The sequence below is a fragment of the Falsiroseomonas ponticola genome (assembly GCF_016805305.1).
Taxonomy (GTDB): Bacteria; Pseudomonadota; Alphaproteobacteria; order Acetobacterales; family Acetobacteraceae; genus Falsiroseomonas; species Falsiroseomonas ponticola.
Genome location: NZ_JAERQN010000004.1, coordinates 449787 through 474852, shown reverse-complemented (window position 1 = coordinate 474852; position 25066 = coordinate 449787). Strand labels below are relative to the sequence as shown.

Sequence of the window (25066 nt, the reverse complement as noted above, 5' to 3'; positions counted from 1 at the left end):
TCAGCCCGGCTTGCGCGCCGTGGCCAGCACATAATCGTAGGCGTTGTAGACCTTCTCATGGCTGAAGCGCAGCGAGAGCTTGTAGGGCATGCGCGCGATGGGGTGGAAGCGCTGCAGCATCTCGGGGTCCGTCGCCATGAAGCGGTGCAGGCCGGGATAGACCTCATGCCGGATGGAGCGGACCTCGACATCCACGAAGCCGGCCTGCCGCAGCTTGGCGGCGTAGCTGGCGCGGTCATCGGCATTGGCTTGCGGCACCGCGTATTTCTGCATGAAGAAGTTCCAGTTGAAGTCCTGCACGCGGCGGCCGAAGGCGCCGGGCTCCGGGTCGTTGCGGATGACATCGGCCAGCGAGAGCCGCCCGCCCGGGCGCAGCACGCGCATCGCCTCCCCGAAGAACTGCTCCCGCGTGTCGAAGTGGAAGGCGCATTCGACGCCGAGCACCGCATCCGCGCTGGCATCGGGCAGCGGCATGGCGGTGGCGGAGGCTTCCAGCAGCGTGATGCGGTCCGCCATGCCGGCTTCCGCCACGCGCTTCTGCCCCGTGAGCACCTGCGATGTCGTGACGTTGAGGCCGGTGATGGAGCGCGGCGCCAGGCGCTGCATCCAGAGCATGTCCTGGTCGGCGAAGCCGAAGCCGACATCGACCACATCCATCCCCGGCCCGACGCCGGCGCTTTCCGCCACCAGCATCGCCATGGCCTCGCAGGCCTCGTCGATCGTGGTCGCGTCGCGCCAGTAGCCGAGGTTGAGGTAGAGGCCGCGCTTGCTGAAGGAATGGGTGGAGACGAGTTCGTAGATGTCCCGCGCGCTCATGCGCTTGAAGGGCGTGTAGAACCAGAGGAGGTAGTCGAGCGCCTCCCGCAGCTTGCCGCGGGCCGGGATGCTGGTGCTCATGCCGCGGCGACCCGCAGCGCGAGCAGCGGCTTGTGCGTCGGCTCCAGCGCCAGCGCGGCATCGAGCAGGGCGCGGTCCCATCCGGCGGGGTCGCCGGCATCGACGAGGGCCAGGCCCGCCTCGGCGGCGGCATCCTCCAGCGCGGCGCTCATGTATCCCGCTTCCAGCATGCAGAAATCCTCCGACAGGGCGCCATAGACGGGTTCGATCGCGGCCATCTGCGCGACCAGCAACAGGAGCGGCACCGCATCCGCCGGCCGGCCGGAGACGGGGGCCAGCGCATGGGCTTCCGGGTCATGGTAGTGGCAGCCGGGGGCCAGGCCAGGCAGGCCGGGCGCGGGCAGGGACAGGTAGGCCTGCACGGGGTAGAGCGTGCCGGCGGAGGCGTAGCGGTACTTCGGCAGCGGCCCCGGCCGGCTGGCCAGCATGCCGAGCAGGCGGCCGAGGCTGTCCAGGGAAAGCTCAGCCACGGCCATCCTCCGTCGCCAGGGCGAATTCCTGCGCGATGAGCGCCATCATCTCATCCTCCGACATGCGCATGACACTGGCCTCGATCTCATCATCCGGGGGTGGCGGGGCGGCGCGGGGCGGGGGCGCGGCGGCGGGCGCATCCAGGCCGAGCACGCCGGCCAGATGGGCTTCCAGCGCCTGCACCGTCGGGTAGCTGAACAGCAGCGTCGCGGGCAGCGTCAGGCCAAGCCCGTCGCCAAGGGCCTTCCGCAATTCCAGCGCCATGAGGCTGTCGAGCCCGGCATCGCTGAGCGGCTGGTCGGGGGCCAGCGCCTCTCCGGCGCCGACGCGGAGCACGCGCGCGGCCTCTCCGGCGATGAAGGCGGCGAGCGCTTCCCGGCTGCCGCGGGGATCGGCGCCTTGGGTGGCGGCGCGGGCGCGGGGCGCGGCGGCGCGGGGCGGCGCGACGGCCGTGAAGAAGCCCGGCACGGCGGCGCCATAGCCCGCGAGGAAGCGCGGCCAGTCGATCGCCGCGACCAGCAGGCGCGGCTTGCCGGACGCGATGGCCCGGCCGAGGGCGCCCAGCGCATCCTTCGGCGCCATCAGCGCGGCGCCGGCCGCCGTCAGGCGCGCACCGGCGGGCGTGGCGGCGACGGCCCCGGCCTCTCCCCAGGCGCCCCAGTCGATGCAGAGGCCGGGCAGGCCGCGCGCCTGGCGGGCATGGGCCAGCGCGCCCAGCACCGCATTGGCCGCGGCATGCGCGCCCTGGCCGGCATTGCCGATGAGGCCGGCGGAGGAGCCGAAGAGGACGAAGGCGTCGAGCACCCGGCCCGCCGTGGCGGCTTCCAGGTTCAGCGCGCCATCCACCTTGGCGGCGGCGACCCTGGCCAGGTCCTCCGGCCCGAGGCGGAGGATGGCGCCGTCGCTGAGGCTGCCGGCAAGGTGGAAGACACCCCGCAGGGGCGGGCCCTCCGCCTCGATGGCCGCGACGATGCGCCGCACCGCATCGGCATCGGCCACGTCCCCGATCATGACGTCGCAGCGCGCCGGCAGGGGCGTGCCGGCCGCGGGACGGCGCGCCATCAGCACGACACGCTCCGCCCCCCGCGCCAGCAGCCATTCGGCCAGCAGCGGGCCGAGGCCGCCGAGGCCGCCGGTGACGAGGTGGGTGCCGCTGGTCGCGAAGCCCGGGCCGGGCGGCAGCGCCACGCGCTTGAGGCGCGGCACGTGCCAGGCGCCGTCACGCCAGGCGGCCTCGCGTTCGCCCTCGGGCGGCGGGGGCGGCTCCTCGCCGGGCGGCAGGTCCAGGAGGCGGAGGTCGAGTTCCGGGTGTTCCAGCGCGACGACGCGGCCGAGGCCGATGAGGGCGGCGAGGTCCGGCCGGGTGACGGGGCCCACGGGCTGGGCGCCGCGGGTCAGCAACTGCAGCGCCATGGGTTCGGCGGCCGATGCGGCCTGCTGCGCGGCGGCCAGGGCTTCGGCGGCGCTGGCGGGTTCCGCCACGCGACAGGCACGGGCGGGGCGGGGGGCGCGGGCGATGGCGATGGCCTGGGCGCCGCCGGGGGCGGGCACGATCTCCACCGCGCCGAAGCGCTCCGCCAGCACGGCCTGCCAGGCCGCCGGCGCCAGCAGCGGGTGGTCCGGGCGGAGCGTGGTGTCGGCAAAGCGCCACCAGCCCGGGGTGGAGCCGAAGACGAGGTCCGCCCAGCTGCTGCGGCGGCAGGCCTCCAGCAGCAGCAGCGCGCCGCCGGGGGCGAGCAGGCTGGCGGCGTGGCGCAGGCTGTCCCGGATGTCGCGCGTGGCGTGCAGGACGTTGCTGGCGACGACCAGGTCGTAGCTGGCGGGCGCGAAGCCCTGGGATTCGGGCGCGCGTTCGATGTCGAGCGGCTGGGCGGCGGCGATCGCCGTGCCGAAGCGCGCGGTCGCGGCATCGAGGAAGCCGGCGGAGATGTCGGTGAAGGTGATGGCCAGGCGGTCCGTCAGGCCGGCCTCCGCCAGCGCCGCAACCAGCGCGCCGGTGCCGGCGCCGATCTCCAGCAGACGCAGCTTGCGGCCTTCGGGCAGCGCCGCGACCGCTTCGGCGATGGCGGCGACCAGCATGGCGTTGAGCATGCGGGCGAAGGGCGGGTCGGCGTAGATGGAGCCGCCATCGCCGAAGATCGCGGCCAGGGCATCGGCCTCGCCGCGCAGCACGGCGGGGAGCGCGGCGCCGGCGCGGCGGGCGAGGGCGATTTCCATGCGGTCGCCGTGGCGGGCGGCGAGGTCGGCGGCCAGCGCATCGGGGTCGGCGGCGCCGCCTTGCGCCATGGCGGGGAGATGGCGGTGCAGGCGCGCGAGCGCGGGAGTCACGGCGGCTTCCGGCACCGCGGCGCGGGCGCGGGCGGCGTAGCCGCCGGCGAGCGATTCCAGCGCCTCGGCGAAGCCCGGCTCCTCCCGCGGCGCGGTGGCGGCGCCGGCGCGGGCGGCGGCCTCGCCGAGGGGCGGGATGCGGCTTTCCGGCGGCAGGGCGACCCACTCGACCTCGTAGGTCCAGCGGTCGGCGGGATCGGCGCCGCCGGCCTCGATCCGGCGGATGGTGAGGCCGGTGACGGTCATGACGGGGGCGCCGTCCGTGTCGATGATCTCGACATCGCCGGTGGCGACGCCGCCGCCGCTGGTCGGGCGCGCGCGGACCCAGGCGCGGACGGGGCCGGCATGGGGCTTGTGCAGCGCGACCGCATCGATGGCGAGGGGCAGGAAGGCGCCGGATTCGCCCTGGCCGCTGAAGGTGGCGCCGAGCGCCTGGAAGCAGGCATCGAGCAGCGCGGGGTGGAGCGGCGCGATGGCCGGCGTGCCTTCGGGCAGCTCGACATCGACGATGGCTTCGGCGGCGCCGCGGAAGACGCGGCGGATGCCGCGGAAGGTCGGGCCGAGGGTGATGCCGCGTTCCGCCAGCATGGCGTGCAGCGCGGCGGCGCCGCCTTCCTCCTCGACACCGCGGGCGGCGAGGGCTTGCGGGTCCTGAAGCGCGGGGGCCGTGGGGGCGGGCGCGAGGGTGGCGGCGGCGTGGCGCGTCCAGGCGCCGCCGGCATCGGCATGCAGGGAGACCTGGTCGCCCTCCACCAGCACCTGCACGGCGCAGCCGGTGGCGGGCAGCTTGAAGGGCGCGGCGAAGACGATGTCGCGAAGCGCCGTGCCGCCGCTGGCGGCGAGCATGGCGACGACATGGCTGGCGCCGGGGACGATGAGGTCGCCCATCACGACGTGGTCGGCCAGGAAGGGCAGGCGCTGCGTGTCGAAGCGGGCCTGGGCTAGGCGCGCGCCGGTGGCCAGCGCGATGGGCGCATCGAGCAGCGCGGCGGCTTCCTGCGCGAACCAGTAGCGCTGGCGCTGGAACGGGTAGGTGGGCGCTGATGTGGTGCGGGTCGGGTAGGGCTGGTGGAAGGCGGGCCAATCGATCTCCGCGCCGTCCTGCCAGAGGCGGGCCACGCTTTGCATCGCGGTGGTCCAGCCGAGCGTCGCACCATCCTGCCCCGGCCTGGCGCGGGCGAGGGTCGGCAGCGTGACCAGCGCGGGCATGGCGGCGCGCGCGAAGCCGGACAGCACCGGCATGGCGCCGAGTTCGACGGCATGCGTCACGCCCATCGCGGCGAGGCTCGCGAGCCCCTGCGCGAAGCGGACGGGCTGCCTGGCATGGGCGCGCCAATAGGTGGCGTCGTGCCGTGCCACCACCGTGCCCGCGAGGTTGCCGATGACGGGGATGGCGGGCGGGTTGTGCGGGATGGCGCGCGCCTCCGCTTCCAGCGCGTCCAGCATCGGGTCGAGCAGGCGCGAGTGGAAGGCATGGGAGACGGCGAGCGGCCGCGCCTCCAGCCCCTGCCGCGCCAGCGCGGGATCATCGAGCAGCGCGGCGATGGCGGATTGCGGGCCGGCGACGGTGATGGCCTCCGCGCCGTTCTCGCCGGAGAGTTCCAGCGCGGGGTGACGCGCCAGCACGGCCTGGCCGTTGGGGCCGAGCACCGCGGCCATGGCGCCGCCCGCGGGCAGGGCCTGCGTCAGGCGCCCGCGTGCGGCGACGAGGCGCGCGGCATCCTCCAGCGCCAGCACGCCGGCGAGGTGCGCGGCGGCGTATTCGCCGAGGCTGTGGCCGAGCAGCGCCACGGGCTCCACGCCCCAACTGCGCCAGAGCGCGCCGAGGCCGGCGGAGAGGGCGAAGAGGGCGGGCTGGGCGATATCGGCGCGGGCGAGGGCGGCGCCATCCTCGAAGAGGCGGGACAGCGGCGCGGGGAGGCCCATGACGGCGTCGCAGCGGTCGAGGACGCGGCGGAAGACGGAGGCGGTCTCGGCGAGGCCGCGGGCCATGCCGGGGAAGGCGCTGCCCTGGCCGGTGACGAGGAAGGCGAGGCGGGGGCGGGTGGCGGTGGTGGCCTGCGCGGCGGCCAGCGCCTCGGCGGCGGAGGCGGCATCGCGGGCGACGATGGCGATGCGGCGGGGGAGGCTCGCACGGCCGGTGGCGGCGGTGCGGGCGAGGGCGGGGAGGTCGGCGCCCGGCGTTGCCAGCGTGGCCTGCCAGCGCGCCACCAGCGCCGTCAGCGCGGCGGGATCGCGGGCGCTGATCGGCAGGATGTGCGCAGGGCGGGAATCGGCCGCGTGTTCTACCGTCGATGCGGCGCCTAGGACGATGTGCGCATTGGTGCCGGACAAGCCGAAGGAGCTGACGCCGATGTGGCGGAGCGGCGTGGCTTCGAGGCGCGTCGGCACGGCGATGGCCGCACCGATCAGGTCGATATGCGGGTTGAGCCGCGTGAAGTGGAGGCTCGGGGCCACCTGCTGATGGCGGAGCATGAGCACGGCCTTGATGAGGCCGGCGATGCCGGCGGCGGCCTCGGTATGGCCGATGTTCGTCTTGGCGGAGCCGACGGCGAGCGGGCGCGCGCGATCGCCGGCGAAGACGCTGCGGAGCGCATGCATCTCGATGGGATCGCCAAGCGCGGTGCCGGTGCCATGGGCCTCGATGGCGTCGATCTCGGCGGGCGACAGCGATGCGTCGGACAGCGCGGCGCGCAGCACGGCTTCCTGGGCGGGGCCGGAGGGGGCGGTGAGGCCGGCGCTGCGGCCATCCTGGTTGACGGCGCTGCCATGGATGACGGCGAGGATGCGATCACCCGCCGCGACCGCATCCGACAGGCGCTTGAGGACGACCACGCCGCAGCCCTCGCCGCGGACATAGCCATCGGCCGCCGCGTCGAAGGTCTTGCAGCGGCCATCGCCTGCCAGCATGTGCGCCTTGGAGAAGCCGATGGTGAGCTCCGGCGACAGCGTCGCATTCACCCCGGCCGCCAGCGCCACCTTGCATTCCCCGCTGCGCAGCGCGCGCACCGCGAGATGCGTGGCGACCAGCGAGGACGAACAGGCGGTGTCCACCACCATGGTCGGCCCCTGCGTGCCGAGCGCATAGGCGATGCGGCCCGCGGCGATGGAAGGCGCATTGCCGAGGCTGGCATAGGCATCGATCCAGCCGAGGTCCCGCTGCCGCCCGAGCAGCGTGCCGTAATCCGCCGTGCTCAGCCCGACGAAGACGCCCATCGGCTGCCCGGCCAGGCGATCCGGCGCGATGCCCGCATCCTCCAGCGCCGCCCAGGCATTCTCCAGCAGCAGGCGGTGCTGCGGGTCCATCGCCTCCGCTTCCCGGCGGGAGATGCCGAAGAGCGCGGCGTCGAAACGGTCGATGGCATCGAGGAAGGCGCCCCAGCGGCTGCTGGCGCGGCCGGGGGCGTCGGGATCGGCATCGAACAGGGCGGTGGCGTCCCAGCGCTCCGGCGGCACCTCCGTCACGGCGTCGCGGCCTTCCGAGAGCAACTGCCAATAGGCGTCCGGGCCTTCCGCGCCGCCGGGGAAGCGGCATCCGATGCCGATCACGGCGATGGGCTCCCGCGCCGCGCGGCCGGCGGCTTCCAGCTTCCCTTCCAGGTCCTGGATCATGGCCAGGGCGCGGCGGACCGCGCTGGCTTCGCGGGCGGCGGTGTCAGTACCCGGCATGGGCCAGCTTCCGTTCGAGCAGCAGGAGCATCGCGTCGTCGTCGTCGGTCGGGGCTTCGGTCGGCAGGGCGGGTGGCGGCGGTGGCGTCTCGGCCCGCGGCGTGGCGCCGAGGCCGAGTTCGGCGGCGAGATGCGCGGTGAGCGCCTCGGCACTCGGATGGTCGAAGACGAGCGAGGCGCGGAGCGGCTTGCCGATGGCGGCGGAGAGCGTGTTGCGGAGTTCAACCGCCATCAGGCTGTCGAGCCCGAGTTCCGCCAGCGGCCGCGCGCGGTCGAGCGGCATGTCGCCGAGGCCGAGGATGCGCCCGATCGCCTCCGCCACCGCATCGGCCAGCGCGTCCCGCTTCGCGCTGCCGATGGCGGCGGCAAGCCGTTCCTGCAGCGCGAGGCGCGGCGGCGGGGCGGCACTGCTGGCGGCGGAGACCGCGGCCTCCGCCAGCCCGGCGGAGAGCGCGGAATCGAGCGCGGCCAGCGCGGCCTCCGGCGACAGGCCGGCGCGGCCCCCCGCCATGCCGGCACCCTGCCAGGCGCCCCAATGCACCAGCGTCGCGGGCTCGCCCCGGGCGCGGCGGCGCGCCGCCACGGCCGAGAGCGCGGCATTGGCCGCGGCATAGTTCGCCTGGCCCGGGGAGCCGTGCAGCGCGGCCAGCGAGCCGAAGAGGACGAAATGCTCGATGGGATGGGCGGCCGCGATGCGGTCCAGCGCCTCCGCCCCCGCGAGCTTGGCGGGGAAGGCGGCGGCGAGCCTTTCCCGGTCCATTAGCGCCGCCGTTCCGTCGTGCAGCGCGCCGGCCAGGTGGAAGATGCCGCGCAGCGGGTGTCGCAGGCCAGACAGCGCGCGGCGCAGCGCGGCGGGATCGGCGATGTCGGCGGCGACGACGCGGATCTCGGCGCCCTCGATCGCGACCTCGCCAGGGTTGCGGGCCAGCAGCACCAGATGCCGCGCGCCGCGTGCCACGAGCCAGCGCGCGAGATGCTGGCCGAGCGCGCCGGTGCCGCCGGTGAGGAGGTAGGTTGCATCCCCGCGGAACAGGCTGCGCGCCAGCGCCAGCTTGCCGATGTGGCGCGCGGCCTGGATGCGCCGCAGCGCGGGCGTGACCTCCGCGAAGGGCCAGCGCTCCACGGGCAGCGGCGCCAGGCCCTGCGAGAGGTCGTCGCAGAGCGTGCCCAGCATCTCCCCCACCCGGGCGGGGTTGGAGAGGATGAGGCCGTCCAGCGCCACGGGGCGGTAGCGGATATCGGCGCGGATCGCCTCCACCCGGGCGGTGTCCCAGATCTCCGCCTTGCCGATCTCGAGGAAGACGCCGCCGGGCTTCAGCAGGCCGAGCCCGGCCGGGATGGCGGGGCCGGTCAGGCTGTTCAGCACGACATCGACGGGCGCGGCGGCGGCGAAATCCGTGCCGCGGCTGTCATGGATTTCCGTGATGCCGAGGGCGGCGAGATGCGCGCGCTTGGCAGGGCTGCCGGCGGTGGCGACCACGGTCGCGCCGGCGGCGCGCGCCACTGCCACGGCGGCGAGGCCGACGCCGCCGGTCGCGGCATGGATCAGCACGCGCTGGCCGCGCTGCAGCCGCGCCACTTCCAGCAGCGCGAGGCGCGCGGTCAGCCAGGCGACGGGCTGCGCCGCGGCCTCCGCGAAGCCGAGGCCTTCCGGCAGCGGGCGCACCAGCCGGGCATCGGCGACCACATGGCTGGCGAAGCAGCCGGGCGCGATGGCCAGCACGGCATCGCCGGGGGCCAGGCCCGAGACGCCCGGGCCGATGGCGGCGACCAGGCCCGCGCATTCGACGCCAGGCGCCCCGCCATCGCCGGGATAGACGCCGAGCAGGTTCATCACGTCGCGGAAATTGATGCCGGTGGCGGCGATCTCGATCGCGACCTCGCCAGGCCCGGGCGCGGCGGCGGCGGCGCGATCCCAGCGCAGGGCCTCCAGCGAGGCATCGGCGCCGCGGGCCAGGACGAAGGGCGCGGGGCTGGGCGGCGGCGTCGGCCGGATGGCGAGGCTGCGGGCCGTCAGCGTGCCGTCGCGGAACGCCAGCACCGGCGGGGATTCGGCCGGGATGGCGGGCGGCATGGCGCCGGCGGGCAGGTCGAGCAGCACCGGGCGCAGCTCGGGGTGTTCCAGCGCGAGTGTCGGGACCAGCCCGGCGAGTGCGGCCTGGGCGGGGCCGGCCTCCAGCGTCGCCAGCACGGCGAGGCGGGCGGGGGCGGCGCGGGCGGCTTCCAGCACGCGCCAGGCGGCGGCGACGGCATCCGCCTCCGCCCGCAGGTCGATCCAGGGCGGTGTCTCGGTGCCGGGGGCGATCGTGTCCCAGGCGGGTTCCTGCACCACCACGCCGGGCCGCGCGATGGCGAGCGCCAGGCCCTCGCACAGGGCGACCGGGGCGCCATCCGCGCCCAGCAGCGCGATCTCCGCCCGGTCGGGCGCGGAGAGCCGCAGCACGGCATGGCGCGGCGTGCCGCCCAGCAGCGTGAAGCGCGCCAGCCCCTTCGGCACCAGCGCGCCCTGGCTGTCCGGCGGCAGGGCGGCGGCCAGCGCCTGCCAGGCGGCATCCAGCACGCAGGGGTCGATGCGGAAGCCCGGCCGGCTGTCCGGCAGCTCCGCGACGGCCTCCCCATCCCCGGCCCAGAGGGCGCGCAGCCCCCGGAAGGCGGGGCCATAGGCGAGGCCCGCCTCGGCGAAGCGATCGTAGAGGCCGGCGATGTCGATGGCGCGGGGGCAGCGGGCACGGGTTTCCGCCAGAGAGGGCGCCGGCGGGGTGGCGGCCGTGCCGGCGCGAGCGGTCGCGATGGTGGCGAAGGGGGCTTCGGGATCCTCGGCGGCGGCGGCGAGGGTGAGGGCGCTGTCCGCGAGGCTGGTCTGCACCACCGGCGTCTCCGCGGGGGCGAGCAGGCGGTCGAAGGTGATGTCCTCCAGGACGTGGGGCGCCTCCGGCGGCAGGGCGGCCAGCAGCATCTCCACCATGGCGGCGGCAGGCAGCACGACGCGGCTGGCCAGCGCATGGTCGGCGAGCCAGGCGGGGCGGTCGGGGGCGAGATCGGCCTCGAAGAGGCGTTCGCCGCGACGGCTGCGCAGGCGCCGGCCGAGCAGCGGATGGGCGCTGGGCGGCAGCGCGGCACGGGGTGGCTTCGCCCAATGGCGCTGGCGGTCCCAGGGCGTCAGCGGCAGCGCGACGCGGGCGCCGGCTTGCGGCGGGAGGTCGGGATGCGGGGCGTTGCTGGGCACGGCCGTTGCCAGGGCTTCCGCCGTCTCCGCCAGCACCCACCAGGGATGGCGCGCGCGGCCCGTGGCGGCGCTGGCGGCGAGCGCGGCGAAATCGGCGCCCGCCGCCAGCCGCGCCTGGTAGGCGGCGATGAGGCGCTTGAGCCCGGCCTCGCTGCGGGCCGTGACCAGCAGGCGCGGCGATGCGGGCGGCGGCGGCGCGGGTGGCGGCGCGGGCGGCGCTTCCAGCACGGCATGGGCGTTGGTCCCGGAGAAGCCGAAGGAACTGACGCCGATGTGGCGGAAGGCGACCGGGGCGCGCGCCACCGGCACGCGCAGATCGACGCCGCCGAGGTCGATATGCGGGTTGAGCGTGCCGAAATGCAGGCTCGGCGCGACCTCCCCATGCCGCAGCATCTGCACCGCCTTGATGAGGCCCGCGATGCCGGCCGCGGCCTCCGCATGGCCGATATTGGTCTTGACCGAGCCGACGAGCAGCGGGCGGTCGCGCCCCGGGCCGAAGACGTTGCGCAGCGCATGCATCTCGATCGGGTCGCCGAGCGCGGTGCCGGTGCCATGCGCCTCGATCGCGTCGATGTCGCCGGGCGCGAGTCCGGCATCGGCCAGCGCGGCGCGGATCACCGCTTCCTGCGCGGCGCCGGAGGGGGCGGTCAGGCCGCTGCTGCGGCCATCCTGGTTGACGGCGGTGCCGCGGATGACGGCGAGGATGCGGTCACCCGCCGCCTGCGCGTCGCCGAGCCGCTTCAGCACCACGACGCCGCAGCCATCGGCGCGGACGAAGCCATCCGCGCGGGCATCGAAGGCCTTGCAGCGTGCATCGGGCGCCAGCATGGAGAGCCCCTGCAGCGCACTCGTCGTGCCGCCGCCGAGTGCGAGGTTCGTGCCGCCCGCCAGCGCCATGGCGCATTCGCCGCGGCGTATCGCCTGCACCGCCAGGTGCAGCGCGACGAGGGAGGAGGAGCAGGCGGTGTCCAGCACCAGGGCGGGGCCGTTCAGGCCGAGGAGGTAGGCGATGCGCCCCGCCGCGATGCTGGGCGCGCCGCCGGTGCCGGCGAAGGCCTCGGCACCCTCGGCGCTCGCGGCCAGCTGGGCGTAGTCGTAGTTGCAGAGGCCCATGAAGACGCCGGTGCTGCTGCCCGCCAGGCTGTCGGCCGGGATCAGCGCATCCTCCAGCGCTTCCCACGCCACTTCCAGCAGCAGGCGGTGCTGCGGGTCCATGAAGGGGGCCTCGCGCGGGGCGATGCCGAAGGCGAGGGGGTCGAAGCCCGCGACATCGGGCAGGTAGCCGGCTGGCGGGCCGGCCAGGTCCAGCGGGCCGAGGCTGCGGCCCTCCGGCCGGTCCATGATGCCGTCGCGGCCCTCCGCCAGCGCCTGCCAGAAGGCGTCGGGGTCCTCGCCGCCCGCGGGGAAGCGGCAGCCCATGCCGATGATGGCGATCGGCTCCTCGCTGGCGGTGGCGCGCGCGGGCGTGGCGACCGGGGCGGGGGCGTCGCCGAGATGCGCGGCCAGGGCCGAGACGCTGCTGTGGTCGAAGAGCAGCGTGGCGCTCAGGGCACCGCGGCCGAGGCGCGCCTGCAGGCGATTGCGGAGTTCCACCGCCATCAGGCTGTCGAGGCCGAGTTCGAAGAGATTCGCGCGGCGGTCCAGCACCTGGCCGGGCGGCACGCCGAGCACGGTGGCGGCCTCCGCCGCGATGAGGTCGGCCAGCGCGGCGGCGGGGGCGGCCTGTTGCGTTGAAGACGTGACGGCGGCGACGGGCTTGGCCACCGCCCAGCCGCGCAGCGATGCCGGTGGGCGCGTGGCCGCAAAACTCGCGAGGAAGCGCGGGCGGTCGATGGGCAGGATGGCACTCGCGGCCTGCGGCGTGGCGAGCGCCCAGTCCAGCAGGGCCTCCCCGGCCTCGGACGGGATGGTGCCGAGGCCCTGGGCGGCGAGGCGGTTGATCAGCGCCGCATTGCCGGATTGCGATCCGATGTCGCGCCACAGGCCGAAGCCGAGGCTGGTGGCGCGGCCGCCGCGGGCGCGGCGCGCGGCGGCCAGCGCATCCAGCGCGGCACTCGCCGCGACATGCGCCGCCTGGCCCGCCTGGCCGAAGAGCGCGACGGCGGAGGAGAAGCAGAGGAAGAAATCCAGGCCGGGGAAGGCGGCGTCGAGGTCCCGCGCGGCTTCGAATTTCGGCGCCAGCGTCGTGGCGAAATCGGCCGGCGTGGCCTGGGCGAGCGTGGCATCCGCCAGCGTGCCGGCGGCGTGGACGATGCCGCGGAGCCGCGGCAGGCGCGCTATCAGCGCGGCGCGGGCGGGGCCGTCCGCAAGGTCGCAGGCCTCCAGCGTGACGGTGGCGCCGGCATCCCGCAGCGCCTCCACCCAGCCGATCTCGTCGGGGATGCGTCGGCCCGCCAGGATGAGGTGGCGCGCGCCGCGCCGCGCCAGCCATTGCGCGGCGAAGCGGCCGAGGCCGCCGAAGGCGCCGGTGACGAGGATGGGACCATCGGAATCGACCGCGGCGGCGGGGCCCTCGGCGGCAGGGCCGAGGCGCGGCACCAGCAGCGCGCCGTCCTGCACGACCAGTTCGGGTTCCGCGAGCAGCAGGGCGGGCGGCGCCTCCCCGTCCACCAGGCGGATGTCGAGTTCCGGCCGTTCCTGCCGCAGCGTGCGCGCCATGCCCCAGAGCGCGGCGCCGGCGGGGTCGGTCGGCGACGGACCCTCTGCGCCCTGCGTGACCAGCGTGATCCGGCGCTGGCTGGGCTGCAGCGCCTGGATCGTGGCGAGGAAGGCGGCGCAGCGGTCGGGCGCGGGGCCGCCGGGATCGGTGAAGGTCACCGCCTCCGCCGCCGGGCGCGCCACCAGCAGCGTGTTGCCGGGCAGGCCGGGGATGGCGGTCGCCTCGAAGCCGAGGCGCTGCAGCAGCGCCAGCCAGGCGGCGCGCGTCAGCAGCGGGTGGTCGGGGCGGAGCGCGGGGTCGGCAAAGCGCCACCAGCCCTCCGTCAGGCCGAAGACGAGGTCCACCCAGCCGCCGGGCGTGGGATCGCCGGGCAATCCCTCGGGATCGGTTTCCAGCAGCAGCAGGCGGCCATCGGGGGCCAGCAGGCGGGAGGCATGCCGCAGCGCCGCTTCCAGGTCCCGCGTGGCATGCAGGACATTGGCGGCGATGACGAGGTCGAAGCCGGCCTCCGGCATGCCCTGCGCGACGGGATCGGCCTCGATGTCCAGCACGGCGAAGCGCTGGGCGGGAATGCGGCCGCGGGCGCGTTCCACCAGCGACCGGCCGATATCGGTGAAGCAGTAGTCGATGCGCGCGGGATCGAGCCGCGCCAGCACGGCGGCCGCGGTGGCGCCGGTGCCGGCGCCGATCTCCAGCACGCGGAGCGGGCCGGTGGGGGGCAGCACGGCATCGGCCAGCGCGGCCATCACCTGGTTGGCGGCGGCATAGGCGGGGCTGTCGCGATAGACCTGCTCCGCGCCATCGCCTTCGAAGAGCAGCTTCAGCGGATCGGCCTCACCGCGCAGCACGGCGGGCAGCGCGGCGCCGCAGCGATCGAGCAGCGCGGCCTCCGGCGTGCCCAGGCTTGGCGCCGCTTCCGGCAGCGGCCGGGCGGCAAGGCGCGCGAGATGCGTGAAGAGCCGCCGGTGGCGGGGTGCGACCTCCTCCGCCGCGACGGCGGCAAGGGCGGCGCGGGCGTGGCGCGTGGCGGCGGCTTCCAGCGCCAGGCGGCGCGCGGGGTCGTCCAGGCCCTCGGTCAGCGCGGCGATCTCGGCGCGGGGATCGGGGCGCGGGGTCCAGGCGATGGCGTGGCACCAGCCGCGCCAGGCTTCCGGCGCGGCGGCGAGGCGAAGGCCCTCTACCGCGGCAAGCACGGTGCCGTCCTCATCCAGCAGCCGGATATCGGCGGTGGTGACGCCGCCGGCATCGCCGGTGATGGCGGCATGCGCCCAGCAGGTGGCGCCGGGCGCGCGCGGGGCACGGGCGTAGCGGGCTGCGCCGGCGGGCAGGCGGGCCGCGCCGCCGCTGCCCAGCGCGATGGCGCCGGCCGTGCGCAGCGCCGCGTCCAGCAGCACGGGGAAGGGGGCCGGGCCAAGCTTCGCCAGCGCCTGGCCGCGGCCGCGCCACAGCTCCTCGATGCAGCGGTAATGCGGGCCGAACTCGATGCCGGCCTCGGCGAGCCAGGCGTGGAAGGCCCCGGTGTCCAGTGGCTCCGCGCAGGCGGCGCGGAGCGGGGCGAGGGCCCGGTCCGGCAGCGCGGCGGCGGCGGCGGCGCGGGCGGTGGCGTGGCGATCCCAGCCCGAATCCTGTTCGGCGAAAAGCGCGAGTTCATCCCCGGCCACGACCTGCACGCGGCGCGGCACGGTGACGGGCAGCGGGCGGTCCAGCGTGATGTCGGTGAGGGCACTGCCCTGGCCGGAAGCCTCGGCCGAAGCCCGTAGCCGTTCCAGCATGTCGGCCGCCGGCAGCAGGGCGGTGCCGCGCACGCGATGGTCCGCCAGCAGCCGGGCGCCGGGCGCCAGCAGCGCCTCGAACACCGGGGCCGGGCCGGCCTGGGGCAGGCGGCGGCCGGGCAGCAGCTCGGCCTCGTCGAGCCAGAAGCGCTGGCGGTCGAAGGGATGGCCCGGCAGGTCCACGCGGCGGCCGGGCGGCGCGGGCAGGTCGGGCATCGGCGCGTCGGAGGGCTCGGCCGTGGCCAGCGCCTCCACGCTGTCGGCCGCGATCCACCAGGGCAGGCGCGGGCGGGCGACGGCGGCGGTGTGGCAGGCATCGGCGAAGCTGAAGGCGCCTTCCCGCAGTTTCGTCAGTGTCGCCGCCGCCATCGCGCGCAACGCCGCCGGGGTGCGGGCGCTGAGCAGCAGGTGGGGTGACTCGGCAGTTTCGATGTCGCGCGCCTGGATCGCCGGCGGCGCTTCCAGGATCAGATGGGCATTGGTGCCGGAGAAGCCGAAGCTGCTGACGCCGACGCGGCGGAGCGTGGCGGGCGCGGTCGCGACCGGCACCTCGATCGCGGCCCCGCCAAGATCGATATGCGGGTTGAGGCGGGTGAAGTGCAGGCTCGGCACCACCGCCTGGTGGCGCAGCATCAGCGCGGCCTTCACCAGCCCGGCGACGCCGGCCGCGCCCTCCGCATGGCCGATATTCGTCTTCACCGACCCGACGCGGAGCGGTGTGTCGCGCCCGGCGCCGAAGACATCGCGCAGCGCCTGCATCTCGATCGGATCGCCGAGCGTGGTGCCGGTGCCATGCGCCTCGATCGCGTCGATATCGCCGGGCGTCAGCCCCGCATTGGCCAGCGCCGCGCGGATCACCGCTTCCTGCGCCAGGCCGTTCGGTGCCGTCAGCCCGCTGCTGCGGCCATCCTGGTTGACCGCGCTGCCGCGGATGACGGCGAGCACGCGGTCGCCATCGGCCTGCGCATCCGCCAGGCGCTTCAGCACCAGCACACCGCAGCCCTCCGCCCTGACGAAGCCGTTGGCGCCGGCATCGAAGGCGCGGCAGCGGCCATCGGGGGAGAGCATGTGCAGCCGGTCGAGCGTCGCCGCGCCCCAGGGCAGCAGCGTCAAATTCACGCCGCCCGCCAGCGCCAGCGAGCATTCGCCCGCGCGCAGCGCCTGCACGGCGAGATGCGTCGCGACGAGGGAGGAGGAGCAGGCGGTATCCACCACCAGCGCCGGGCCCTGGAGCCCCAGCAGGTAGGCAAGCCGCCCCGCCGCGACGCCGGGCGCGCCACCGGTCGCGGCGTAGCCTTCCTCCGACATCGCGGCCGGGTCGCCGATGCGGGCGTAATCGGCGGTGCAGCAGCCGAGATAGATGCCGGTCTGCGTGCCTTCCAGCCCGTCGGGCGAGACGCCCGCATGTTCCAGCGCGCGCCAGGCGGCTTCCAGCACCAGGCGCTGCTGCGGGTCCATCGCCGCGGCTTCGCGGGGCGCGATGCCGAAGAAGCCGGCGTCGAAGAGGTCGATGCCGTCGAGGAAGCCGCCCTGCGCGGTACCGCCCTCCGCCGGCGCGGCCCAGCGATCCGGCGGCACGGGGCGCACGGCGTCACGGCCTTCCGCGAGCATGGTCCAGAAGGCGTCAGGATCCTCGGCTCCGGGGAAGCGGCAGCCCATGCCGATGATGGCGATGGGCGCGCGGAAGCGGGCCTCGGAGGCGTCCAGCCTCTCCTGCATCCGTTGCAGCAGGCGGACGGCCTGTTCCTTCACCTGCCGGTCGGTGCTCATCGCGCCTCCTCCCCCAGCAGGGCGGCGAAGCCGGCCAGCGCGGCGTCGAGTTCCTCGTCGGAGGCTTGCGTCAGGTCATCCGGCGTCTCGACCGCGTCGGGCTTCGCGGGCGCGGCTTCCGCGGCCATGCCGAAATGCGTGACGGCGAGATGCTCGGCGATGGCGGCGATGCTCGGGTGGTTGAAGAGCAGCGTGGCGGGCAGGGCGGCGCCGGCCAGGCGGGACAGGCGGTTGCGGAGTTCGAGCGAGCCGAGGCTGTCGAGGCCGTATTCCTGCAGGGGCCGCCTGGGATCGATCGGGCCGGGGAGGGAGAGGAGCCCGGCGCATTCGGCGGCGATGCGGTCCCGCAGCCAGGCGCGGCGATCCTCCGGCGGCATGTCCGGGCAAGAGGGTTCGGGCGCAGGCGGCGGCGGCGCCACGGGCGTGTCGAGCAGGTCCCGCAGCAGGGGCGGCGCGCCGGCCTCCCGCAGCGCATCCTCCCGCAGCGGCAGCACGGCGGCCTGGGGGAGCGACAGCGCCAGGATCTGGTCGAGGGAGTCGAAGGCTTCGGCCGCGCTGAAATCGCCCATGCCGGCGGCGGTGACGTCCACGCCGCGCTCCGCCGCCGCGCCGATGCCGCGCCAGGCGCCCCAATCCACGGCGACCGCATTGATGCCGTCCGCCGCCGCTTCGCGCAGCGCGGCATCGAGCCCGGCGCTGGCGGCGGTATGCGCGGCCTGGCCGGCGGAGCCGAACAGCGCGCCGGCGGAGGAGAAGCCGATGAGCAGGTCGAGATGCGGCCATTCCGCGAGGATGGCGGTGAGCCCGCCGCGCTTCGGCGCCGCGACGCGATCGAAGGCGCCGGGGGGGAGGCGCGCGGCCAGCCCATCCTCCAGCAGCCCCGCCGCATGGATCACGCCGCCGATGGGCGGCAGGCCGAGGCTGGCGGCCCGCGCCGTGACGGCGGCCAGCGCCGCGGCATCGGTCACGTCGCCCGGCACGAGGTCGGGCGCGGGATCACCCCGCCGCGCCACGCGCAGCACGCCGCCGGCCCCGCGGGCGCGGAGCCAGGCGACGATGGCCAGGCCGAGACCGCCGCCCGCGCCGGTGACGAGGTAGCTGCGATCCCCGCGGATGGCGCGCGGCAGGTCCGGGATGGCGACGAGCTTGCCGCGATGCTCCGCCCGCAGCATGGATTGCAGCGCGGCCGGCGCGGCGGAGAGCGGCAGGGCCGTGACCGGTGGCAGCAGCGACGGATCGGCCGCGACGGCGGCCAGCAATTCGCGCAGCAGGGCGGCGAAGACCGGTGCCTCCACCTGGTCCAGCGCCACGACGTGACAGGCGATGTCGGGGCGGCGTGCGGCGATCTCGGCGGGGCTCGCGATGCCGAGGCGACCGATCTCGATATAGGTCCCGCCGGGGCGCAGCCGGTCCAGCGCGGCGTCGCGAAGGGCCGCGGGCAGGGCGCCGAGCACGACGTCGAGCGGCGCGGTGGTGGCAAGGCCGGCGCCGCGGGAATCCAGCACCTCCGCGATGCCCTCGGCGCGCAGGGCGGCGCGACGCGCCTCGCTGCCGGCGGTGGCGATGATGGTGGCGCCGGCGGCGCGGGCGAGGCGGAGCGCGATGCTGCCGACGCCACCCGTCGCGGCATGGACCAGCACGCGCATGCCCGGGCGGAGCGGCGCCAGGTGGCGCAGCGCATGCCAGGCGGTGACGCCGGCGATGGGCAGGGCTGCGGCGGCGGTGAAGGACAGTGCGCGCGGGAGGGGCAGCACCAGCCGCGCATCGGCGACGAGATGCGTGGCCAGCGCGCCGGGCGCGACGGCGAGGACCGCATCGCCCTCGCGCAGGCCGGTGACGCCCTCGCCGAGCGCCATGACCTCACCCGATGCCTCGCCGCCGAGGCCGGGGCCGATTGCCGGGACATGGCCGGCGGCGGTCAGCGCATCCTTGAAGTTGAGCCCGGCGGCGCGGACGCGGACGAGCACCTCACCCGGGCCGGGGCGGGGCGGGTCGCGCGGCGCGAGGTGGAGCGCGGGCGTGAGGATTGCCGGGCCCGGCAGCGCGGCGGGATATGCGCGCGAGAGACGCGCAAGATGGCGCTGGCCCTGGCGCCAGGCGACGCGGTCCTCGCCGTCCCGGAGCGCGGCCTCGATGGCCAGCGCGGCTGCGTCGCCGGTGCCGTCCAGATCGACGGCGCGGGCGGCGAGGCCCGGATATTCGCGGGCCAGCGTGCGCAACAGGCCGCCAAGGGCGGCGGCATCGGGATCGGGGATTTCGCCGGGCGCCACGGCCTCGGCCCCGCGCGTCGCCAGAAGCAGGCGCGGCGACTTCGACCTTGCTGCCAGGGCATCGGCGAGGGCGACCAGGGCTTCGGGCGCCACGGGCGCCTCGACGATGGCGCCGGCGATGGGTGTGGCGGGCAGCGCGGCGCCGGGCGCCAGGGTAACCCAGGGCAGGGCGGCGCGCGTCGCGGTGATGACGACCTGGCCGCCGGCCTCGGCCACCACGGTCGGGCTGTCGAGGCCGGCTTCCCGCAGCAGGTCGCACCAGCGATCGGCGGGGATCAGCGGATGGTCGGGGCGCAGCTCGTGGTCGCTCCGCGTCGTCCAGCCCTCCGTCAGCCCGAAGGTAATGTCGAGCCGCGCGAGCGGGCCCGTGCCCTCCACCAGCAGCAGCCTTCCGCCAGGCGCCAGCAGCGCCACGGCGTGGCGGATGGCGGCGCGCAGATCGGGCGTGGCGTGCAGGACATTGGCGGCGACGACGAGGTCATGCGCGCCGGTCTCGATCCCCTGCGCCGCGGGATCGGCGGCGATATCGAGCCGCGCGGTCTCGACGCCGAGGCGGCGGGCAGCGGCATCGAGGAAGCCGGTGCCGATATCGGTGAAGAGGTAGCGCGCGCCGGGCAGGGCGGCGCGCAGCGCGGCGGTGGTGGCGCCGGTGCCGCCGCCGATCTCGATCACGCGGCGCGCGCCCTTGGCGATGGCGGCGGCCACGCCGTTCAGGTGGCGGGCGAGGGGGCTGCCGCGATAGGCGCCATCGGGCCTGCCATCGCCGAAGAGCAGGTCCAGCGGATCGCGCTGGCCAGCTAGCACCGCCGGCAGCGCCGCGCCGCAGCGGGCGACGAGCTCGATCTCCGCCGCCTGCGCCGGGAATTGCCGGGCGAGGGCGGCGCAGCCGGCTGCCGCGTCCCCGGCATCGGCCGCGGCGGCATGCGGCGCCAGCAGGGCGCGCAGCGCGGGGCGCGCGGGGTTCGGGACGGCGGCCAGCGCATCCCGGGCGAAGATCTGGGCGAAGCGCTCCAGCGCCTCATGCGGCGCGGTGAGCGCCGGATCCGTGGCGGGGCGCCAGCCCAGCGTGAAGAGAAGGTTCGAGGTGGCGCCGCGCGCCCGCCGGCAGGCGACGCCGCGTGCTTCCGCCAGCACGGCGCCGGCGGTGTCGAGCCAGAGGATGTCGCCGGTCTTCGTCTCCGCGCCATCCTCGGTCAGCCGCGCGACGATGCGGCGGCAGGCGGCGACGGGCGCATGGAGGGCGAAGCGCGCGATGGCGGCGGGGCGGAAGCCGAGGCTGGCGTCGCGCACCGCGGCCCCCAGCGCCTGCAGGCCGGCATCGAGGATCGCGACCTCCTCGCTGTCCTCGGCGATCTCCGCGACGACGCCATCGGCACTGCGGCCGAGGTGGGTGATGCGGCGGAAGGTGGGGCCGAAGGCGAGGCCGGCCTCGGCCAGGGTCTCGGCCCAGGCCTCGCCCTCGATCATGTCGGCGGGCGTGATGTCGAAGGCCGTGGCGGGATGGGCCGGCGCGCCGGCATGCGCCTCCGCGATCTGGCGCCAGCCGCCCTCGGCCTCCGCCATCACGCGGAAGCGCCCGGCCTGGTCCTGCCAGAGCTGGATCGCGCCGGCGGCGTCGAGCGGCAGGGGCGCGGTGAAGGCGAGGTCGGCGAGGGTGGCGGCGCCGGCTTCCGCCAGCAAGGCGAGGTGCCAGGCGCCGGGCAGCAGGGCGACGCCGTCCACGACATGGTCGCGCAGCCAGGGCTCCGGCGTGGCGAGGCGCAGCGTCTCCCCGGAAGGCAGGGCGATGGGATTGCCGAGGCGCGGCGTCGCGGCCCAGTGACGGCGGCGCTGGAAGGGATAGGCGGGCAGGTCCGCCGGCAGGCCCGGCTCCGGCGGGGCTTCCGGCGGCAGGTCGCTGGTGGGGGTTGCGGTCGCCAGCGCCGCCGCGCTGTCGGCGACCAGCGCGAGTGGCAGGCGTGGGCGGCGGCTGGCGGCGGCGGCGATGGCGGCGAAATCGGCGCCCGGTTCCGCGAGGCGCGTGGCATAGGCGGCGCGCAGTGCCGCCAGCGCTGCCGGGTCCTTCGCGGTGATCACCAGGCGCGGCCGGGCCTGGCGCGCGATGGCGCCACGAGCCGGTGCCGCGGCGACCACCGCATGGGCATTGGTGCCGCCGATGCCGAAGGAGCTGACACCGCCGATGCGGCGCTCCGTCCAGGGCCGCGCCTCGGTCGCCAGGCGGAAGGGCGTCTGCGACCAGTCGATGCGGCGGGAGGGTTCGGCCGCGTGCAGCGTCGGCGCGATGACGCCCTGTTCCAGCATCAGCACGGTCTTGATCAGCCCCGCGACGCCGGCCGCCGTCTCCGTGTGCCCGATCGCGCTCTTCAGGCTGCCGAGCGCGACGCTGCCCGGCGCCGTACCGCGGAAGGCGGCGGCGAGCGCCGCGACCTCGATCGGGTCGCCGAGCGGCGTGCCGGTGCCATGGCCCTCCACATGCCCGATCTCGGCGGGCGTGATGCCGGCGACGCCCATCGCCTCCGCGATCACGGCGGCCTGGCGGTCCTGGCTCGGCGCGGCGAAGCCGACCTTCTGGCTGCCATCGTTGTTGACGGCGGTGCCGAGGATGATCGCGCGCACGCGGTCGCGCCCCGCATCCTCCGCGCGCTTGAGGACCACCAGGCCGCAGCCGCTGCCGAAGACGGTGCCGGCCGCGCCTTCCGCGAAGCTCCGGCAATGCCCGTCCGGCGAGAGCATGCCGCCTTCCTCATGCCGGTAGCCGACGCGATGCGGCACGCGGATGCTGACGCCGCCCGCGATGGCGACGTCGCATTCGCCGGACAGCAGGCTCTGGCAGGCCAGGTGCACGGCGACGAGGGAGGAGGAGCAGGCGGTCTGCACCGCGATGGCCGGGCCCTTGAGATCGAGCCGGTAGGCGAGCTGCGTCGCCGCGTAATCCTTGTCGTTCCCCGCCATGGCGAGGAGCTGGCCCGCGCGGCTCGGGCCCTCGATCTGGCCGCGCAGGCGGAACAGCAGGTAGGTGCTGATGGCACTGCCGACGAAGACGCCGACCTGGCCCTCGGTGCGGCGGGGATCGCAATGCGCATCCTCCAGCGCATGCCAGGCGGTCTCCAGCAGCACGCGCTGCTGCGGGTCCATCAGCGCGGCCTCATGCGGGGCCATGCCCCAGAAGCCGGCGTCGAAGCGGTCGATGCCGTTCAGCACCGCGGCGGCGGGGACGTAGCGGGGATCGTCGATCGCGGCCGCGGGCACGCCCTCGCCCAGTAGCGTCGCGCGGTCGAGGCGCGTGATGCCTTCGCGCCCGTTCGCGAGCAGCGACCAGAGGGCGTGCAGGTCCGGCGCGCCGGGGAAGCGGCCGGCCATGCCGATGATGGCGATGCCGCTCATCGGCGCTGGGCCGCGCGGCGGCGCGCGGCGCGGTCGAGCCCGCCCTGCACCGCGCCCTCCGCTGCCTCCCCGGCCAGGGCACCGGCGATGGCGGCGATGCTGGGCAGGCGGAAGAGGTCCACGACGGAGAGGCGGCTGCCCATGCGCTCCGCCAGCAGGCGCTGGAGGCGCACCATGTGCAGCGAGGTGGCGCCGGCATCGAAGAGGTTGCGCTGCGAGGCGACGGCCTGGCCGAGCGCTTCCGCCACCAGTGCGGCCACGCCGGATTCCGTTGCGCCGGCGGGGGCGGCCGTCTCCACGCTCGGCGGCTTCAGCGCGGCGCGGTCCACCTTGCCGTTGGCGCTGAGCGGCAGCGATTCCAACAGATGCAGGTGACGCGGCACCATGTAGGCGGGCAGCAGCGCGGCGCAGTGTTCCCGCAGCGCGCCGGCCAGGTCGATGCCCGCGACCTCGGTGGCGGGCACGCCGCAGGCGAAGGCGTGCAGCACCGGCGCGCCATCCTTCAGCAGCAGGCCGATGGCGCAAAGGCCTAGGCCCTGCGCCTCCGCCGCCTGCATCATCCGCTGCCCGGCGCGCCCGGCGGCGAGCAGCGCGGTGCGGCTGCGCGGCGCTTCCAGCAGCAGCAGCGCGCCGGCGGCCGAAGCGACGCGGGCGGTGGCGGGATCGGGGATGGCGATGCCGGGCCCGCCGGCCTCCGCCCGGTTCAGCACGGTCACGGGCATGCCGGCGGCCGCGACCACCGCTTCCAGCGCGGCCGGCGGCGGCACGGCCTCCGTGAAGCGGCGGATGGTGCGGCGGGTGTCGTAGCTCTCCTCGCTCGCGCGATGCGGCAGGGGCAGGCGCGCGGCACCGTCCCGTCGCAGGCCGGGGCGGGAGAGGACGCGGCGCGCGCGGTCCCAGGAGTCACGACGCGGTGCGACGAAGGCATGCAGCGCCTTGCCGCCGGGACCCTCCACCACCGTCGCGCAGGCGCTAGCGACCTCGGGGTGCGATTCCAGCGCGGCCTCGATCTCCCCCAATTCGATCCGGTAGCCCTGGATCTTCACCTGGAAATCCTCGCGGCCGAGGAACTCGATCGGCGTCGGGCCGGTGCCATCCCCATGCGGGCGGAAGCGGCCGAGATCGCCGGTGCGGTAGCGGCGTTCGCCGGTGAAGGGGTTGGTGACGAAGCGCTCCGCCGTGCGGACAGGGTCGCGCCAATAGCCGCGGGCCAGGCCCGCGCCCGCAATCTCGATCTCGCCCGTCACCCAATCGGGACAGGGCGCGCCGCGCGCATCGACGACATGCAGCATCTGGCCCGCCAGCGGCAGGCCGTAGGGGATGCTGGGCCAGGCGGGGTCGAGGGCGCCGATCTCATGCGCGTTGGACCAGATCGCCGCCTCCGTGGCGCCGCCCAGCGCGACCAGCGCGGCCTGCGGCAGCGCGGCCTGGAGGCGCCGGACGAGTTCCACCGGCACCCAGTCGCCCGACATCATCACGAGGCGCAGCGCATGGCCCACGGGCAGCCCGTGTTCCATCTGCATCGCCATCAGCGCCGGCACGCTGTTCCAGACCGTGACGCGATGGCGCACCAGCAGCGCGGCCCAGGCGCCGGGATCGCGCGCGGCCTCCGGCGGCGGCAGCACCACCGCGCCGCCCTTGGCCAGCGGGCCGAAGATGTCCCAGACCGAGAGGTCGAAGCCGAGCGCGGAAAGGCCGAAGGCGCGATCCTCCGCGCCGATGGCCCAGCGGCGGTTGATCTCATCCACGGTGGCCACCGCCGCCTGGTGTTCGATCATCACGCCCTTGGGCTGGCCGGTGGAGCCGGAGGTGTAGATGACATAGGCGAGGCGCGAGGGATCCTCGACCGGCGGCAGCGCGGGCGGTTGGCCGGAGAGGGCGGCGGCGAGGGCTGCATCGACCTCGGCGGGATCCTCGAGGGGCAGCGCCTCGCCCTGCGCGATCAGGTAGCGGCGGCGTTCGGCGGGCAGCGCGGGATCGACGGGCAGGTAAGCGGCGCCGGCCTTCAGCACGGCGAGCACGGCCACGACCTGCCGCCAGCCCTTGGGCAGCACGATGGCGACCAGGCGGTCCCGCGCCTCGCCGCCGAGCCGGTCGCGCAGCGTCGCGGCCAGGTGGCCGGCGGCGGCGTGCAGGGTCGCGTGGTCCAGCACGCGCTCCGCATCGATCACCGCCGGGCGGTCGGGCGTGGCGCGGGCCGCTTCCTCCAGCGCCGCGTGCAGCAGGCGTGGCGGGGCGGCTTCGGTCAGGCTCGCGCGGGGCTGGGACGGGCGGCAGGCGCTGGCGTCGCGCGTCCAGCCTTCCCCGCTCAGCAGCGCGGCGAGCAGCGACGCCTGCGCGGCCACCAGCGCGTCCAGCACACCGGGCGGGAAGGCGGCCTCCACCGCATCCCAGCCCAGCACCAGCGCGCCGGCTTCCTCGAACACATGGTGGTCCAGCACCACCTGCGGCGTCTGCGTCACCGCGAAGACCGTCTCGCCCAGCCAGGCGAGCGGCGATGTCACGCCGCCCAGCGAGGGATGCCCGATGGTGGAGGTGAAGACGACGGGCACGGCGGCCGCTTCGGGCCGCAGGCGCCGGATCTCCCGCAGCACCGCGACGCCGCTCATGGAGGCATGGT

The 25066-nt window shown here is 75.9% G+C and carries 5 protein-coding genes and 2 pseudogenes; all 7 read right to left on the bottom strand.

The genetic code is table 11. The features are described from left to right. Positions 1-897 (bottom strand): methyltransferase domain-containing protein, encoded by an 897-nt coding sequence (locus JJI54_RS15345; RefSeq protein WP_203073867.1) that lies wholly within the window; start codon positions 895-897, stop codon positions 1-3. Beyond that, on the bottom strand, positions 894-1367 hold the full coding sequence (locus JJI54_RS15340) for a nitroreductase family protein (RefSeq protein ID WP_203073866.1): 474 nt from the start codon (positions 1365-1367) through the stop codon (positions 894-896). Before JJI54_RS15340 ends, JJI54_RS15345 begins: the two co-directional genes overlap by 4 nt. Further along, positions 1360-7365, bottom strand: coding sequence for a type I polyketide synthase (locus JJI54_RS15335; RefSeq protein ID WP_203073865.1), 6006 nt, complete (start codon positions 7363-7365; stop codon positions 1360-1362). The genes JJI54_RS15340 and JJI54_RS15335 overlap by 8 nt, the downstream gene beginning before the upstream one ends. After that, positions 7352-16792, bottom strand: coding sequence for an SDR family NAD(P)-dependent oxidoreductase (locus JJI54_RS15330; RefSeq protein ID WP_203073864.1), 9441 nt, complete (start codon positions 16790-16792; stop codon positions 7352-7354). Before JJI54_RS15330 ends, JJI54_RS15335 begins: the two co-directional genes overlap by 14 nt. Further along, a complete protein-coding gene (locus JJI54_RS15325; RefSeq protein ID WP_203073863.1) occupies positions 16789-22446 on the bottom strand; it encodes a beta-ketoacyl synthase N-terminal-like domain-containing protein in 5658 nt (1885 codons plus the stop codon). The genes JJI54_RS15330 and JJI54_RS15325 overlap by 4 nt, the downstream gene beginning before the upstream one ends. Next, positions 22443-22694, bottom strand: a pseudogene (locus tag JJI54_RS33160) (acyl carrier protein); the annotation flags it as partial. The gene JJI54_RS15325 and the pseudogene JJI54_RS33160, both read right to left, overlap by 4 nt. A gap of 777 nt (positions 22695-23471) precedes the next feature. Next, positions 23472-24596, bottom strand: a pseudogene (locus JJI54_RS33155) (amino acid adenylation domain-containing protein); the annotation flags it as partial. Positions 24597-25066: the final 470 nt, after the last annotated feature.